Source organism: Devosia sp. Root105 (assembly GCF_001424865.1).
In the GTDB taxonomy this organism is placed as follows: domain Bacteria; phylum Pseudomonadota; class Alphaproteobacteria; order Rhizobiales; family Devosiaceae; genus Devosia_A.
In genome coordinates, this window is the sequence record NZ_LMCR01000016.1 from 354,791 (window position 1) to 369,722 (window position 14,932).

Annotated in this window: 14 protein-coding genes; 3 read left to right on the plus strand and 11 right to left on the minus strand. The window is 66.0% G+C overall.

Features of this window, described 5'->3' with window-relative positions; translation table 11 throughout:
- Window positions 1–11 precede the first annotated feature (11 nt).
- The 3 genes from ASC68_RS17910 to ASC68_RS17920 form a co-directional block, all read right to left on the minus strand.
- Entirely contained in the window at window positions 12–1,469 is a 1,458-nt protein-coding gene (locus ASC68_RS17910; RefSeq protein WP_055882205.1) for a GGDEF domain-containing protein, read from the minus strand.
- A 202-nt stretch (window positions 1,470–1,671) separates the two neighbouring features.
- Window positions 1,672–2,478: a GNAT family protein gene (locus tag ASC68_RS28395; RefSeq protein ID WP_082528251.1), complete on the minus strand. Its 807-nt coding sequence runs from the start codon at window positions 2,476–2,478 to the stop codon at window positions 1,672–1,674.
- The gene (locus ASC68_RS17920) at window positions 2,396–2,965 is read right to left on the minus strand and encodes a GNAT family protein (protein WP_055882212.1); all 570 of its coding nucleotides are present in this window, start codon (window positions 2,963–2,965) and stop codon (window positions 2,396–2,398) included. Before ASC68_RS17920 ends, ASC68_RS28395 begins: the two co-directional genes overlap by 83 nt.
- An 80-nt stretch (window positions 2,966–3,045) precedes the next feature.
- On the opposite strand from ASC68_RS17920, the gene ASC68_RS17925 reads away from it, so the two are divergent.
- The 3 genes from ASC68_RS17925 to ASC68_RS17935 are packed head-to-tail and all read left to right on the plus strand — an operon-like array spanning window position 3,046 to window position 4,178.
- Window positions 3,046–3,492, plus strand: a complete 447-nt coding sequence (locus tag ASC68_RS17925; RefSeq protein WP_055882214.1) for a GFA family protein — start codon at window positions 3,046–3,048, stop codon at window positions 3,490–3,492.
- Complete coding sequence (locus ASC68_RS17930) at window positions 3,489–3,818, plus strand: TfoX/Sxy family protein (protein WP_055882217.1); 330 nt, start codon at window positions 3,489–3,491, stop codon at window positions 3,816–3,818. Before ASC68_RS17925 ends, ASC68_RS17930 begins: the two co-directional genes overlap by 4 nt.
- A 15-nt stretch (window positions 3,819–3,833) precedes the next feature.
- Window positions 3,834–4,178: a TfoX/Sxy family protein gene (locus tag ASC68_RS17935; RefSeq protein WP_055882220.1), complete on the plus strand. Its 345-nt coding sequence runs from the start codon at window positions 3,834–3,836 to the stop codon at window positions 4,176–4,178.
- 28 nt (window positions 4,179–4,206) lie between these two features.
- Here ASC68_RS17935 and ASC68_RS17940 read toward each other — a convergent pair whose 3' ends face one another.
- The 8 genes from ASC68_RS17940 to ASC68_RS17975 all read right to left on the minus strand — a co-directional run bounded on the left by ASC68_RS17940 (window position 4,207) and on the right by ASC68_RS17975 (window position 14,903).
- A complete protein-coding gene (locus ASC68_RS17940) occupies window positions 4,207–5,871 on the minus strand; it encodes a hydantoinase B/oxoprolinase family protein (protein WP_055882222.1) in 1,665 nt (554 codons plus the stop codon).
- Window positions 5,872–5,877: 6 nt separating this feature from the next.
- Entirely contained in the window at window positions 5,878–7,947 is a 2,070-nt protein-coding gene (locus tag ASC68_RS17945) for a hydantoinase/oxoprolinase family protein (RefSeq protein WP_055882225.1), read from the minus strand.
- Between the two features lie 68 nt (window positions 7,948–8,015).
- Complete coding sequence (locus ASC68_RS17950) at window positions 8,016–8,990, minus strand: ABC transporter permease (RefSeq protein ID WP_055882228.1); 975 nt, start codon at window positions 8,988–8,990, stop codon at window positions 8,016–8,018.
- Window positions 8,990–10,525, minus strand: coding sequence for a sugar ABC transporter ATP-binding protein (locus ASC68_RS17955; RefSeq protein WP_055882230.1), 1,536 nt, complete (start codon window positions 10,523–10,525; stop codon window positions 8,990–8,992). The genes ASC68_RS17950 and ASC68_RS17955 overlap by 1 nt, the downstream gene beginning before the upstream one ends.
- Window positions 10,526–10,598: 73 nt before the next feature.
- Window positions 10,599–11,588, minus strand: coding sequence for a sugar ABC transporter substrate-binding protein (locus ASC68_RS17960; protein WP_055882234.1), 990 nt, complete (start codon window positions 11,586–11,588; stop codon window positions 10,599–10,601).
- A gap of 97 nt (window positions 11,589–11,685) precedes the next feature.
- On the minus strand, window positions 11,686–12,231 hold the full coding sequence (locus ASC68_RS17965) for a GAF domain-containing protein (protein ID WP_055882236.1): 546 nt from the start codon (window positions 12,229–12,231) through the stop codon (window positions 11,686–11,688).
- Window positions 12,228–13,460, minus strand: a complete 1,233-nt coding sequence (locus ASC68_RS17970; RefSeq protein WP_055882239.1) for an amidohydrolase family protein — start codon at window positions 13,458–13,460, stop codon at window positions 12,228–12,230. The genes ASC68_RS17965 and ASC68_RS17970 overlap by 4 nt, the downstream gene beginning before the upstream one ends.
- A gap of 174 nt (window positions 13,461–13,634) precedes the next feature.
- Complete coding sequence (locus ASC68_RS17975) at window positions 13,635–14,903, minus strand: ArgE/DapE family deacylase (RefSeq protein WP_055882242.1); 1,269 nt, start codon at window positions 14,901–14,903, stop codon at window positions 13,635–13,637.
- Window positions 14,904–14,932 lie beyond the last annotated feature (29 nt).

Consider the following 14,932-nt stretch of genomic DNA (forward strand, 5'->3'; position numbering starts at 1 on the left):
CTGATATCCTTTCAGTGCATCGGCGGGCGTTCCGATCCATCGAGGTCTGAGACCACCACCTGGTCGCGCCCTGCCCGCTTGGCCTCATACATCGCGCGGTCGGCGAGCGAAACCATTTCGGAGAGCCCGCCGCTGCTTGCGACGTCGAATGCCACCCCGATACTGACGGTGATCCGCTGCAGGTTGCCGCTTTCCAGTACCACCGCGAGGTTGGCGACGGCCTTGCGCATCCGCTCCGCCACCGCCTGGGCTTCGCGCCGCGTCACCCGCGGCAGCACCAGCGCAAACTCCTCTCCGCCGATCCGGCCGAACAGATCGCCCTGTCGGATGGCGGTGCGGATCGCCGCTGCCACCGCCACCAGCACCCGATCCCCGGAGGGGTGGCCGTGCACGTCGTTGATCTGCTTGAAATGGTCGGCATCGAGCACCAGCACCGCGACCGCCGCCTGTTCTTCAAGCAGTTGCGACAGCAGCCGGATCCCTTCGTCCATGAAGGTGCTGCGGGTCAGCGCATCGGTCAGTGAATCGTGGCGCGCCAGCCGCTCCAGTTGCTCGATCCGGCGGCGGCGTTCCGCATTGACGCTGGCGATAACCATCGGCCCCAACGCCACCAGTGCCACGGCCATGTGTACTGCGGTGATCGCATCGCCCGTCACATCGGCGCCGAGCCCCAGGTCGAACAGTCCGAGCTTGATGCCGATCATCGCAAGCCCGGAGTAGATCATCACCAGCACCGCCGTGGCGGCCAACGGCAGCGCCAGCGCGCACCAGATCAGCGCCGGCACCGGAAACACGATGGCGACCGGATGCGCCACCAGCAGCGACAAACCGATCGCCGCGCCAAGCACCACAACCGGCAGCAGCAGCGGCCACGCCCGGCCTGCCCGCAGCTTGGGCAGCGGCAACCACTTCGATGGCGGCGGCACCGTCAGCAGCACCGGCAGGAACGCCAGATAGTTCACCAGCTCGGCTGCGAACCATCCGGCCCACGCCTCGAAATAGCTGAGGCCGGTGATCTCGCTCAGCGCCACCCCGCCGACAATGCCGGCGGCCGCCGACGCGGCGCATGCCATCAGCAGCAGCGAGATCACGCCCTGCGGTCGCGACAGCGCCCGGTCTTCCGGCTCGAGCGAACCGAACAGCAGCATGAAGGCGAGCACGCCCAGCAGGTTGCCGCCGGTCAGCACCAGGGCGAGGCGCAGGCTGTCGCCTATCACCACTGCCGCCGCGAGGTATCCGGCGGCGGCGCCGAGAATCACCGGCAACGTGCGCAGCCGTTGCGAGCGCACCAGCACACCGGCGAGCACCGCGTTGGCGGGCCAGAATGCCGCAAGGAACCCGATCGGTCGCGACAGGCTACCGGCGATGGCGGCAAGGAAGATGAGGGTGGCGACGATCAGCACGTCGCGGGCGTGAAACGATAGAAAGCTGGGGGTGCGGCTGCCCCCGGCCGCGGGCGTCAAGTCCATGGGGTCCTCTATGCGTGCGTCCATTCGCGACATCGCGCCGAACGCCTGACCCCTCAATCAGCATTCTGCCGAAACGCGATGCCTCAGCAGCAACAAGTAGACCACGCGGCCTGGCAGGCGTCAGGCAGTTTGCATGCCAGCCATGCGGCTTTACCAAGTCGACGCCCAGCCGCCTTGGCTCTACCATAACGCGCGCGTGAAATCAGGCCACCATGTGGTGGCTCAGTTCCTTCACCTTGCTGCCGCGCAGCCATTCGCGATCGAGAATGGCGAAATGCAGCTCCTCGTCCCATTCGCCCTGGAACAGCGCATGCTCACGGAAATGCGCCTCGAGCCGCATGCCGATATCCTTTAGCAGCTTGGCCGAAGCCTGGTTCCGCCCCGAGCACCGGGCATAGATCCGGTGCAGCCCGAGCTCGTTGAAGCCGAGATCCAGCATGGCGCGGACCGATTCCCGCGCATAGCCCTGCCGCCGCTGGGCGGGGCTGAGAATGAAGCGCAACTCGGCCTGCCCCGCCGTTGCGTCGGTCCAGCGCAACGAAATCTGCCCGATCAGCATATCGTCGGCCTTGCGTACTACTGCCAGGGTCAGCGCATCGCCCGGCCGGGTCAGCCGGTGCTGCGCGCACATCGCATCGAGGGCGGCTTTCACCTCCACCCGGTCGCGCGCTTTCCAGTCGAGGTAACGTTGCACCTCGGGCAAGGCATGGTACGCCATGACGGCGTCCAGGTCGGATTTGTGGAAGTTCCTGAGAGTAAGTCTCTCTGTCTCAATCGGAAAGTCAGGCATCGCCATCTCCGCTCCTCCCCTCATGGTGCTGCTTACTCCAGCAACGCGACGGGTTGATGGCGGTTCCGCCTTAGTCGTTGAAATATCTTGCCAAATCCACTCAGTCGAGCGGGAATAGCCAAGTCCTTGGCAGGACTTAGCGCTCGGAGCGGTCGTGCCATTCGCCTTCGAGCAGGGCGTAGACGAACTCCTCGTCCCAGGCGCCCTTGAACAGCGCATGCTCGCGGAAATGCGCTTCCCGCCGCATGCCCAGCCGCTCCATCACCTTCCACGATCCGGCGTTGCGGGCGTCGCAGCGCGCGTAGATCCGATGCATCCCGGCGCCCTCGAATCCCATCTGCAGCAGCATGCGGGCCGCCTCGGTGGCATAGCCTCGCCCATGGAACTCGGGGTGGAAAATGTAGCCGATCTCGGCCTGCCGCGCCGGCCCGTCGCGCAGGATCAGCGACACCTCGCCGATGACTCGCGGCGACGCCCTGAGCTCGGCCGCGAGGAAGACCTTGTCTCCCTCGTTGGTGAGCTCGTATTGCCCGATCCGCTGCTGCACCACTTCGGTGACGCTCTCGTGACTCATCGGGCCGTCGAACAGATACTGCGCCACATCCTCGCGCTGCCGGTACGCGAACACCGCGTCGACATCGCCGCGCGTGAACGGGCGCAGCCGCAGCCGCTCGGTTTCGATCGGATAGTGAGGCGCGTAGACCATGGCGTTCGTCTAAAGCCAGCGCCATCGGCGATCAAGCAGACGCCTTGCGGATGGCAAATCCTCGGTGTCAGCATGCGCGCATGACCACGAACGCCAAACCCGAGATCGAGCTCCGCGCCAACTGCGCCTGCGGCGAGGTTACGCTGTCGGTAGCGGGCCGCATCCGTTCGATGTTCATGTGCTCATGCGAGGATTGCCAGCGCGCCACCGGCACCGGGCATTCCACCGTCGCCCTGGCCCGCCCCGCCGACGTCACCGTCACCGGCCCTACCGCCAGCTTCGCCCGGCCGGCCCATTCCGGCGCCACGCTGACCCGCTGGTTCTGCCCCGCCTGCGGCACGCCGCTTTACGCCCAGTCGAGCCGCGCCCCAGACCTCCTGATGCTGCCGGTCGGCCTCTTCGGTTGCAGCGCCGATTGGTTCGCACCCAACCAGCTGATCTTCGCCCGCAGCCATCACGAGTGGGACGCCCTGCCCGATGGCCTCCCGCAGCACGACACCTACCGCGATCCGGAGACACCCCGATGAGCAGCGCCTCCGACACCATGGGCGACCGCCTTCGGCCGCTGCTGCCCGCCGGCCTCATCGAAAAGAAAATGTTCGGCGGCCTCGGCTTCATGCTCGGTGGCAACATGGCCATCGGCACCACCGCCAAGGGCGAACTGCTGGTCCGCATCGATCCCGGAAAGCAGGCCGAGGCGCTCGCCATGCCCGGTGCCTACCAGATGCACATGGGCGCCCGCCCGATGACCGGCTTCATCGCGGTAGCGGCCGGCGGCACGCCCGACGACGCGGCGCTCGGCCGCTGGATCGCCTACGCCCTCAGCTATACCAAAACCCTTCCCCCAAAATAGGCCCCTGCCCCCGAAATGAAGTCCGCTTCCACCACCATGACGCACCTCGCCGAGCGCATCCGCGACATCCTCGACGGCGACCCGCGCATCACCGAAAAGACCATGTTCGGCGGGCTCACCTTCCTGCTCAACGGCCACATCCTGGTCGGCTGCAAGAAAGATGGGCGCATCCTGCTCAGCGTCGGCAAGGACAATAACGAGGCCGCCCTTGGTCGCCCCGGCGCCACCCAGATGATCCACGGCGACAAGGCGATGCGCGGCTTCATCTGGGTCGATGCCGAAGCGATCGAGGAAGACGACGACCTACGCGACTGGGTCGAAACCGCCGAGCGCTGGGTCGCCGCCATGCCACCGAAATAGAGAGCCGCCGCGGGCCCCTTCAGAAGGTTCAGCCCCCGAGCCTGCCCTCAGTGCCGTAGACCTCCAGCGCACGTTCTCGCGTCAGATAGCCATCGCGGATATCGCGGGCGATCGCGTCGTTGCTGCGATCCCTGGGATCGCCATAGCCGCCACCATTGGCGGTGACGATGCGGATCACGTCGCCGGTGTTCACCACCACGTTCGTTGCGAACGCATAGCGCTCACTGCGTCCATCGGTGCGGCGCAACTCGACATAGTTGAGCGAGCCGTCGAGGCCACCGGCGACGCCCCATGGGGGTATGGTGGAGCGGGTATAGCCGAGCGACAGGAAGTTGTTGTCGCCACGCACCCGGTAATGCACCTCGATGCCCTTGCCGCCACGCCACTGCCCCTCGCCGCCAGGCTCGGCATTGAGCGCCACCTGGTCGACGAACATGCCATAGCGGGCTTCGGCGATCTCGGCCGGGCAGTTAAAGGTTTCGCCGTGGAAGCCGGAGAACTGTCCCGAATTGCCGTCATTGCCGTCCCAACCGCCCCAGCCACCCACCTGTGGCTCGACGATGGTGTAGTGGCGGCCGGTATCGGGGTGCTTGCCGCCCATCACGGTGCCGCAGATCGAGGCGAAGTTGCCGGCCGGCACGATGCCGCCGAAATGGTGCGCCAGCGCCCTGAGCGTCATGTCGAACAAGCGGATCTCGACCTCGGAATAGTAGCCGAGCGCGCCCGGTTCGACGACGTGGAAGATAGTGCCGGGCTCGGTGATCACCTCGAGCGGACGGAAGCAGCCGCCATTGCCCGGGCCGTCCGGATCGGTGAAATCCTTGAAGGCCAGCTGCAGGGCGATCTCGGAGCCCTCGCGCGAGGAGTTCTTGGAGCCTGATTGCTTGGGGTTACCGCGCAGGTCGACGGTGAACTTTTCCGGCGTGATGACGAGGCGAACATTATGCACCGCGCCATCGTCCTGGGTTTCCGAATAGTCGTAGGTGCCAGCCGGCATCTGCCCGAGCGCCGCCAGCGCCCGGCGCTCGCCCAGGTCCATGTAGTCAGCCACAGCGGCGAGGTAGGTATCGGCGCCGTATTTGGCGAGCAGTTCCTGCACGCGGCGCTCACCGATGCGCAGCCCCGCAATGCCGGCCCACAGGTCGCCCTTGAGGAAATCGGGCAGCCGGGTGTTGACGTAGAGGATGTCGAACACCGCCTGGTTCGCGACGCCCTGGTCGAACAGCTTGACCGCCGGGATGCGCACGCCTTCCTGAAAAATCTCGGTGGCGTCGGCCGACATCGAACCGGGGACGTTCCCGCCCACATCGTTCCAGTGTGCGATGTTGGCGACCCAGGCGACGATCCGGTCGCCTGAAAACACCGGCGAGGTCAGCACCATGTCGTTGAGGTGCGTTACGCCGCCGTAATAGGGGTCGTTGGAAGCATAGAGGTCGCCCGGCCGGACGCTCTCCAGCGGAAACTTCTTGAGGATGCCTTTGACCGCCTTGTCGAGCACGCCGATGAAGGCCGGAATGCCGGCGCCGGCCGCGGCGATATCGCCGACTGGATCGAGGATCGACGACGAGAGGTCGAGCACTTCGTAGATGATGGCCGACATCGACGCCTTGCGCTGCGCCACGAACATTTCGTCGGCGATCGCTTCGAGGGCGTTCTGGATGATGTCGAAGGTGACGGGGTCGTGCTTGCTCATGTCGCTTCAGCCCTCAATCGCGATGTGGATGTTGCCGTAGTCGTCGATGCTGACACGGTTGCCCGGCTGGATGACCACCGTGGTGCCCGGATCCTCGATCACCGCCGGGCCGGCAAAGCTCATGCCGGGCTCAAGCCTCGTGCCGTCGTAAATGGTGGCCTCATGGACGCCGTCGGTCGCGTAGTCGACCTCGCGGCGGCCCTTGATCGCGGCCTCAAGGCTGGCGCCGGTCCGCTCCAGTCTGGTGATCTCGAGCTTGCCGACCTCCGAGGCCGCCACCAGGTGCAGCCCGATGATCTCGACGCCGGCGTCGAGCCGATAGGTGTATTCGCGCTCATAGGCATCGTGGAAGTTGGCGATCAGTTCGGCCATGGAGACCGGGCTCGGCTCGCCCGCCGGCAGCGGCACTTCGACGGCGAACTCCTGGTTCTGGTAGCGCACGCGGACGAGACCGGTGATGCTCACCTTGTCGGCCGGCACGTTGCCGCGCGCGAAATCCGCGATGGCACGCTCGCGGGTGCGGTTCAGCAGGCCAGACAGGCTCTGGTGGTCGTCAGCATCCATCAGCTGGGTGACGAAATAATCGCGCCTGAGGTCCGACATCAGCATGCCCCAGGCCGAGAACACCGAAGCGCCACGCGGCACCACGACCTTCTTGACGCCCAGTTCCTTGCCAAGCTCGGCGCCGTGCATCGGACCGCCACCGCCAAACACCACCATGGTGAAATCGCGCGGATCGTACCCGCGGTTGACCGACACCAGCTTCAGCGCGTTGACCATGTTCGAATTGGCGATGCGCACGATGCCGCGCGCCACCTCGATGTTGCTCATCTTGAGCTTGCCGCCGAGCTCGGCCAGCGCGCCGTTCAGCGCCTCCATGTCCGCGACGACGTTGCCGCCGACGAAGTAGTCCTTGTTGATGCGGCCGAGCGCCAGGTTGGCGTCCGTGGTGGTGGCGTTCACGCCGCCGCGGCCATAGGCGGCCGGGCCCGGCACCGCGCCGGCCGAGCGGGGGCCGACATGCAGCTTGTCGAACTCGTCGACCCAGGCGATGGAGCCGCCGCCATTGCCGATCTCGACCAGGTCGACCACCGGCACCATGATCGGGTAGCCGGCCGACTTGCGGTCGCGCTCGATCCAGTAGTCGGTCTTGATGGTGACATGGCCGCCCTTGATCAGCGAGCATTTGGCGGTGGTGCCGCCGATATCGAGCGCCAGCACGTCAGGCTCGCCGATAATGCGGCCGAGCTCGGCCGCACCCCAGAAGCCCGAGGCCGGGCCGGATTCGACCATGGTGATCGGTGTCTGCTTGATCGAGTCCACGGTATCAACGCCGCAGTTGGACTGCATGACATAGAGCCCGCCGGCATAGCCCTGGTCGCGAAGGCCCGTTTCCAGCCGCTCGAGATAGCGTTGCGCCGCCGGCTGTACATAGGCCGACAGGATCGTCGTCGAGGTGCGCTCGTATTCACGCCATTCGCGGGTGATCTGGTGCGAGGCGACGGCGATCACCTCCGGCCACAGCCGGCGCAGCTCGGCCAGCGCCGCCTCTTCATGTGACGGATTGGCATAGGCGTGGATAAAGCAGATGGCCACGGCCGTAACGCCATCGGCCTTGAAGTCGGCAACGATCGGCGCGAGGTCTGCCAGGTCGAGCGGTACCTGCTCGTTGCCATGGAAATCGATGCGGCCGGCGAGCTCCCGGCGCAGGTAACGCGCGACGAAGGGTTCGGGCTTCTTGTACTTGAGGTTGAAGAAATCCGGGCGGTTGCCGCGGCCGATTTCCAGGACGTCGCGGAACCCTCTCGTGGTGATCAGGCCAACCTTGGCGCCTTTGCGCTCGGTCAGCGAGTTGATCACCACGGTGGTGCCATGAGCCAGGAAATCGAGGCTATCGAGCGCGACGCCCGCCTTGGCCAGCACATCGAGCACGCCCTTCTCGAACTCGGGCGGAGTGGTGTCCGACTTTTCGGTGCGCACGCTCTGCGCGCCAGTGCGCGTGTCGGTTTCGAAATACACGAGGTCGGTGAACGTGCCGCCGACATCGGTGGCCACGCGGGTAATCTTGTCGGACATATCTCAGTCTCTCGTTTGCGCGCCGCGGTCGGGGGCCGACGGCGCAGTATCCTGGGGGTGGCGCACGCTCATCGCTTGTTGCCGGTCGCGGCGAGCGCGACGGCGAGCACGATGATCACACCGGTGGTCAGGTCCTTGAAGAACGGGTTCACGTTGAGGATGTTGAAGCCGTTGCCGATCAGCGCCATCAGCAGCACGCCGGCCATCGAGCGCCAGATGGCGCCCGCGCCGCCCATGATCGAGGTGCCGCCCAGGATCACCGCTGCGATCGCCTCGAACTCGTAGCCGGTGCCGGCCTGCGGCTCGCCCATGGAGAGGCGCGACACGGTGATCACTCCGGCCAGGCCCGCTGCGCCACCGGAAACCGCGAAGGTGATGATCTTGACCAGGTTGGTGCGGATGCCCGAAAGCAGCGCCGCTTCCTCGTTGCCGCCCACCGCGAAGATGGCGCGGCCCAGCGTCGTGCGGTTGAGCATGAACATCATCAGCGCCATGAACGCCAGCATCACCAGCACGGCGACATTGACGAGGTCGAGCTTGGCGCGGCCCAGCCAGGCGAATTCCTCGACCCGCACCGGGATCAGCTTGCCGTTGGTGATGAGGATGGCCATGCCGCGATAGACGAGGCTGGTTGCCAGCGTCACGAGAAACGAGTGGACGTTGAAGGCGGTGATGATGATGCCGTTGATCGAGCCCAGCAGGAGCCCGATCAGCGGCGCCGCGATGATGGCCACCAGCGGGTCGACATTGACGGCGAGATACGCCGCACTCACTGAGGCGACGCCGAAAATGGCGCCGGTGGAGAGATCGAACCCGCCGCCGATGATCACCAGGGTGAGCGCGCAGGCGATGATGAACAGCGGCGTCGACTGGTTGAGGATGTTGAACAGGTTCCGCGGCGTCAGGAACGACGGCGACAGCATGGTGAGAGCGAGCAGCATCACCGCGATGATGATGAGCACACCATACTGGCGCACGAAGTCGCCGATATCGAAGCGCCGGCGCACGGCGCTGGGTGTCTTGGTGAGGGTGGTGTCGGCCATCAGCTGGCAGCCTCCTGGCGATTGCGTTGGCTGTTCTGTTCGAGAAAGACGCGGGTCAGCGCCGCCTCCACCGTCAGCGCGGCGGCGGGCTCCTCGGCGAAGATCCGACCTTCGCTGAGCAGGTAGCAGCGATGGGAGAGGTTGATGACTTCCTCGAGCTCGGATGAAATCAGCAGTACGCCGACACCCTGCCTCGCCATCTCGACGATGAAATCGTGAATGCGCCGCCGCGCGCCGATATCGACGCCACGCGAGGGCTCGTCGAGGATCAGCAGCTTGGGCTTGGCAACCGCCCATTTGGACAGCAGCACTTTCTGCTGGTTGCCGCCCGAATAGCGGGCCACCCGACCGTCGATCGCGCCCGGCACGATGCCGAAATGACCGATCATCTCGCGCGTCTGCCTGATCTCGGCGCCGCGGTCGAGGATGCCGAAGCGGCTGATCCGGCCGAGCGTGCCAAGGCTTATGTTGAAGCGGGTTGGCTGCGTCAGCACCAGGCCTTGTTTGCGCCGGTCCTCCGGCACCAGCGCCACACCGGCGGCGATGGCGTCGTGGACCGTGAAGCGGCCGCGCGCCGGCGCGCCCTCGATCAGATACTCGCCGCCGGTGATCCGATCGGCGCCGAACAGGGCGCGCGCCACCTCGGTGCGGCCCGAACCGACCAGGCCGACCAGCCCGACGATCTCGCCCGGGCGGATAACTAGGGAAACATCGGAGAGCCCCGTGCCGGTGCTGACCCCGCGCAGCTCGGCTATCGGCGGCAGCGTTTCGGCCGGGGCGGCGGGCAGCGCCGGCCAGAGGATTTCGGCCGCCTGTCCGAGCATGGAATCGACCAGCGTCTGTTTGGTCTCGCCCGTCATCGGCGAGGTACGCACCACCTTGCCGTCGCGCATGATGGTGACGTTGTCGCAATTGGCCAGGATGTGGTCGAGGAAGTGGCTGACATAGATCACAGTCTTGCCCTGCCCCTTCAGCCGCCGGATCACCTCATGCAGGCGGTCGGCCTCGTCCTCCGTCAGCGACGAAGTCGGCTCGTCCATGATGATGACCTGCGCATCGCGGGCGATGGCGCGCATGATCTCGACCTTCTGCCGCTCGGCGATGCGTAGCGTCGCCACCTTGGCGAGCGGATCGATGCCGAAATCGCAGGCCTTCTCCAACGCCGCGAAACGGGCGGTGTCGCCGCCGACGAGGATGCCGGCGCGCTGGCTCTCGCGGCCGAGAAACACGTTCTGCACCACGTTGAGCTCGGGCGCGAGCTGCAGCTCCTGGTGGATCATGGCGACGCCAAGACCCAACGCGTCGCGCGGCGAAAAGCGCGCCACCCGGGCGCCCAGGATTTCAACCTCCCCCTCGTCCGGCATGTAATAGCCACCGATGATCTTGCCGAGGCTCGATTTGCCGGCGCCATTCTCGCCGACCAGCGCGTGCACGGTGCCCGCGGCGATCTCGACGTCGATGCCCTCGAGGATGCGCGTCCCGCCAAAGCTCTTGGCGACTCCGCGCACCCGAACGGCGATGCTTGGCGTGGTCATGGGCGTCTCCAGAACGGCTCGATGCAGGTGGCCGGGGACGCTTGCGCCCCCGACAGGAATGTCGCCGTGGCGATCAGCCCTCCCACTCGGCCTTGAAGTCGGGGTTGGCGTCGAGCCATTCCTTGGTGACGAGCAGCGGGTTGGTGGCCTTGGTGGCCGGGTCGATCCAGTTCTCGACCGTCTCGCCCTTCTTGGCCCGGATCAGCGCATCGGCGGCGTAGAACCCCTCCGAGTACGGGTAACCGGAAAGCGTCGCGTCAAACACGCCAGCCTTGATCTTGTCGACGGTGATCTGGTTGAGGCCGCCGCCGATCAGGTAGATCGGCTCGATCGGGATGCCGGCATCGGCAAGCGCGATCTCGACACCCAGAAGGTGCTGGTCGGCGTTCGAGAGCACTACGTCGATCTTGGGGTTCGCCTGGATGATGTCCTGGAACGCAGTCAGCGACGCATCAGGGCTGTAGCTGCCTTCGCCGGTGGCGACGACCTTGATGTTGGCGTGCTGGCTCAGCACAGTCTCGAAGCTCTTGTAGCGCAGGTTGTCGAACGGAAACTGCAACTGGCCGATCATGATCACCACGTTGCAGGGATCCTTGTCGGCGCAGAACTTCACCACTTCCTCGGCCTGGGCCGTGGCGCCGTCCACCGGGTTGGAGGCAACCGTGGTGGTGAGGCCGGCGACCTGCGGGGTCATCACCGTCAGTTCCGGGCCGACCGGGAACAGCGTCGAGGCGACAAGCAGGCCTTCCTTGGTCGCTTCTTCGAGCGCGGTGGCGATGCCGACCGTATCGTTGGGAGCGATGATGATGCCGTCGAAGCGACCCCCGGCGATGATGTCTTCCACCTGCTTGTACTGGGTGGCGGCATTGAACTCGCCGTCGAAGATTTCGACCTCGACCCCGCCGGCCTTCTCTGCGGCAGCCTTCACGCCCTGCCAGGTCGCATCATTGTAGCCGTTCTGGCTCGATGCGGCGAGGAAGGCCAGGCGGATCGGCTCCTGGGCCATGGCGGTGGCGGGGATGAGGCACGTGGCCAGCAATGCCGCGGCGATGAGTTTATGCATGCGTTCTCTCCTGTCGGGACGGCTGTCCCGCTCCTGTTGCGTTCCCTTGGGCCCGTGATGACCGGACCACGTAATGCGCCGCCTGCGAGGCAGCGAGTTATCCCTCCATTGCCGCCACCGCGCCGGCGGTGTCGGTTCCGTGGAAGTTGGCGCCTTCCGACCCAGCAAGGTCGAGCAAAAGAAAGGCGAGTGTCGCCACCGGTTGCCAGGCAAGCGCCAGCGCCACCCGGTCGGCGGTGAAATGTCCCTTGCGGTGCAGGAGGTTGATGGTGCCGATCACGCGGCCATCGGCGATCGCCGGCAGGTTCATGTTGGATTCGAACCCCAGCTGCTGGATTTTCCGCCAGTCGAAGAACACCGTGGCGATCTCCTCGATGCTCGTCGAGGAGAACGGGCGGCGGCCTTCGATCACCGTCTCGAAGTAGCGGTTGCGGTCGAGCCGCTTGAAATTGCCCGTCGGGTAGGCTGCCGCATCGTCGGTCCACACCCGGCGTGAGCGCATCTGCTTGAGATCGTAGACCGAAGCGGTGGTGAGGAGCGAGCCGGCCGCCTGGTGGATACCCGCCCGGGCATAGGCGAACACCGCCTCGGCGGCGTGCTCGCCGGCGGCCAATCTGAAGGCGTGCGCGAAGTCAGGCGTCATGCGCGCCTCCGGTCATGCGCCACCACGCCGTCCTTGACCACCAGCTTCAGGTGCTCGGCCGGACGCCCCAGCGCCGCGATGTCGGTGAATGGGTCGACGTCGAAGGCCACCAGGTTGGCGCGCGCCCCGGCCGCCATGGTGCCGATCTCGCCCTCCATGCGGCAAAGCCGTGCGCCGGCGTCCCACATGCCGCTGAGGATTTCCTTCGGCGTCAGCACCTCGGCGAGCAGCGAAAACTCGAGCCCGCCATATTTGCGCAACTGGCCCAACAGGTCCGTGCCGAAGGCCATGGGCAGGCCTGCCCTGCGCATGATGCCGAGCGAGTTTCGGCCGCCATCGCGTACCACGTCCAGCTTCAGTTGCTCAGCCTCGCCGAGGCCGAGCTGCGCCCCCTCGAGCTTGAGGCCCTCATAGGCCGCCAATGTCGGGATGGCGATGCAGCCCGCTTCAGCCGCCATTGCCGCCGTCTCGGCGGCGATCAGGTTGCAGTGCTCGAGCGACTTGACGCCCAGCTTCACACAGCGGCGGATCGAGGCATCGGAATAGACATGTGCCGACACATAGGTGTTGGCGTTGCCAGCCTCCTCGACCATCGCCCGGATCTCGTCGTCCGAATACTGCAGGCCGTCGATCGGATCGTTCGGCGAGGAGACACCGCCATTGGCCATCACCTTGATGAAGCGGGCACCTTCCTTGATCATCTTGCGGCAGGCGCGACGCACTTCGTCGACGCCGTCGACCAGCACGCCCATGTTGCCGACGCGCCAGCCCAGGGTGTCGGGGCGGCTGTCGGTGCGCTGACGCAGGTCCGTATGCCCGCCGGTCATCGACAGCCCCTTGCCGCAGATGACCAGGTCCGGCCCGGCAATCAGCCCTTCGTTGACGCCGCGCACGAGCCCGTAGTCGGCGCCGCCGAGATCCCGCACCGTGGTGAATCCGTCGGCCAGCAGTTCTTCCATCACCTTGACGGCGCGCACCGCTGCAAGGCTGTCGGGCGCGATGGCATTCGCCCATAGGTCGAGCGACCAGGCCACGACATGGAAATGGCAGTCGATGAAGCCCGGCATCAGCGTCAGGCCGCCGAGGTCGATCACCTCGTCCCCGGGCAACGCCGTTGCACCGACGCCGATGATCCTGCCGTCACGCACCGACACAGTGGTCGACGGGCTCAGCGTCTGCCTGTCGAGGTCGACCAGACGGGCGTTGGTGAAGCTCAGCGCAGCGCTCATCGGCCAGCCACCGCCAGGTCACGCGGGGCGGCGTCGCGCCGTCGATGGGGCATCTGGCTCTGCTCGGTGAGGCGCATTGAGGTCCTGCTTGCGACGCTTTCATGTCAGTATGAGCGAATATTTAGTTTGTCGACAAGATGGATTCTGAGCCGGATTCTGCCCAAACTTTGGCGGTCATGCTGCCTTCAGGCCGCACCATCTGGCTACGAAACGGGCAATCACCTCGGTGGTTGTCTGTAAGCTGGCGAGTTCGACCGCCTCCGACGGTGCGTGCATGCCGCGGGCGTTGCCGCCGTAGCAAAGCGCCGGAATGCCGCAATAGAGGTCGTAGAACCGGGTATCGCTGGTGGCCGTCATGCTGAGCGGCTCGAGCTCCCGGCCGAGCAGTTCGGCGTGGATACCGGCCAGCAGCGCCTCGGCCTCGGTGCCCGGAGCAAAGACGTGGCCATCTGCCTGGAAGCCGATCCAGCTCAGCGCCGGCATCTCGGCTTCTAGCGCGGCGGCGCAACGGCGAACGGCCTCGCTGACACGCTCGCGCACATCGGCGAGGCTATGCCCCGGCAGCACCGACAGCCGGCACTCGAGTTCGCACCATGACGGGACCGAGCCCAGCCAGTCCCCGCCCCGGATCTTGCCGGGGTTGAACTTCACCGGGTCGGCAATGGCGCCGAAATATGGGTGCGTCACCGCCTCGGCATTGATCTCGGCCGTCAGGCCCTTGAGCGCCTCGATATAGGCCATGGCCGCGAGAATGGCGTGCGAACCGGTGGATACGCCTGCGTACACATGGCCCGGCCGGCCAAGGATGCGCAGCCGGAACCACACCGAGCCCAGTTCGGCGCGGATGATCTGGTGCCCCATGCTTTCAGGGATGAACGCCGCATCCGCGCGATAGCCCCGCGCCAGCGTCGAAAGCGCGCCATTGCCGGTGCACTCCTCTTCGCTCACCGTCTCGATATGCACGCGTGAGCCCGGCACATAGCCGAGCCGGCGCAGCGCATCGAGGGCGAAGACCATGGCCGAGACACCTGCCTTCATGTCGCCAGTGCCGCGGCCATGCATCCAGCCATCGCGCACTTCGGGCCTGAACGGATCCTGCGACCAAAGCTCGGTCGCCCCGACCGGCACCACGTCAATATGCCCCATCAGGATCAGGCTTCGCCCGACCGGCGCTTCGACCTGGTGCGTCGCCACCACCTGCACGGCTTTGGAGTAATCGGCGTCAACCACCGGCGAGTACCCCGGCAGGCCGGCGATCTCCACTTCGTCGATCGTGTACCTGTCGACCGCCCAGCCGCGCGCCGCGAATTCGCCGGCCAGCCAATCCTGGCACGGGGCCTCGTTACCGCGCGTGCTGTCGAACGAGGCGAGCTTGGCCAGCCATTCGGTCTGCCGGCCAAACCCTTCTGCCACCGCCGCGCGGAGCGCTGTCGGATCGATCATCGTGCCACTCCTCGGCTCCAATCGGCACC

Coding starts and splice junctions, on each gene's coding strand:
- ASC68_RS17935 (WP_055882220.1), top strand. CDS start 3,834: ATGAAGTCCGCTTCCACCACCATGACGCACCTCGCCGAGCGCATCCGC.
- ASC68_RS17940 (WP_055882222.1), bottom strand. CDS start 5,871: ATGAGCAAGCACGACCCCGTCACCTTCGACATCATCCAGAACGCCCTC.
- ASC68_RS17945 (WP_055882225.1), bottom strand. CDS start 7,947: ATGTCCGACAAGATTACCCGCGTGGCCACCGATGTCGGCGGCACGTTC.
- ASC68_RS17965 (WP_055882236.1), bottom strand. CDS start 12,231: ATGACGCCTGACTTCGCGCACGCCTTCAGATTGGCCGCCGGCGAGCAC.
- ASC68_RS17975 (WP_055882242.1), bottom strand. CDS start 14,903: ATGATCGATCCGACAGCGCTCCGCGCGGCGGTGGCAGAAGGGTTTGGC.
- ASC68_RS17925 (WP_055882214.1), top strand. CDS start 3,046: ATGACCACGAACGCCAAACCCGAGATCGAGCTCCGCGCCAACTGCGCC.
- ASC68_RS17950 (WP_055882228.1), bottom strand. CDS start 8,990: ATGGCCGACACCACCCTCACCAAGACACCCAGCGCCGTGCGCCGGCGC.
- ASC68_RS17910 (WP_055882205.1), bottom strand. CDS start 1,469: ATGGACTTGACGCCCGCGGCCGGGGGCAGCCGCACCCCCAGCTTTCTA.
- ASC68_RS28395 (WP_082528251.1), bottom strand. CDS start 2,478: ATGCGCTGTTCAAGGGCGCCTGGGACGAGGAGTTCGTCTACGCCCTGC.
- ASC68_RS17920 (WP_055882212.1), bottom strand. CDS start 2,965: ATGGTCTACGCGCCTCACTATCCGATCGAAACCGAGCGGCTGCGGCTG.
- ASC68_RS17960 (WP_055882234.1), bottom strand. CDS start 11,588: ATGCATAAACTCATCGCCGCGGCATTGCTGGCCACGTGCCTCATCCCC.
- ASC68_RS17970 (WP_055882239.1), bottom strand. CDS start 13,460: ATGAGCGCTGCGCTGAGCTTCACCAACGCCCGTCTGGTCGACCTCGAC.
- ASC68_RS17930 (WP_055882217.1), top strand. CDS start 3,489: ATGAGCAGCGCCTCCGACACCATGGGCGACCGCCTTCGGCCGCTGCTG.
- ASC68_RS17955 (WP_055882230.1), bottom strand. CDS start 10,525: ATGACCACGCCAAGCATCGCCGTTCGGGTGCGCGGAGTCGCCAAGAGC.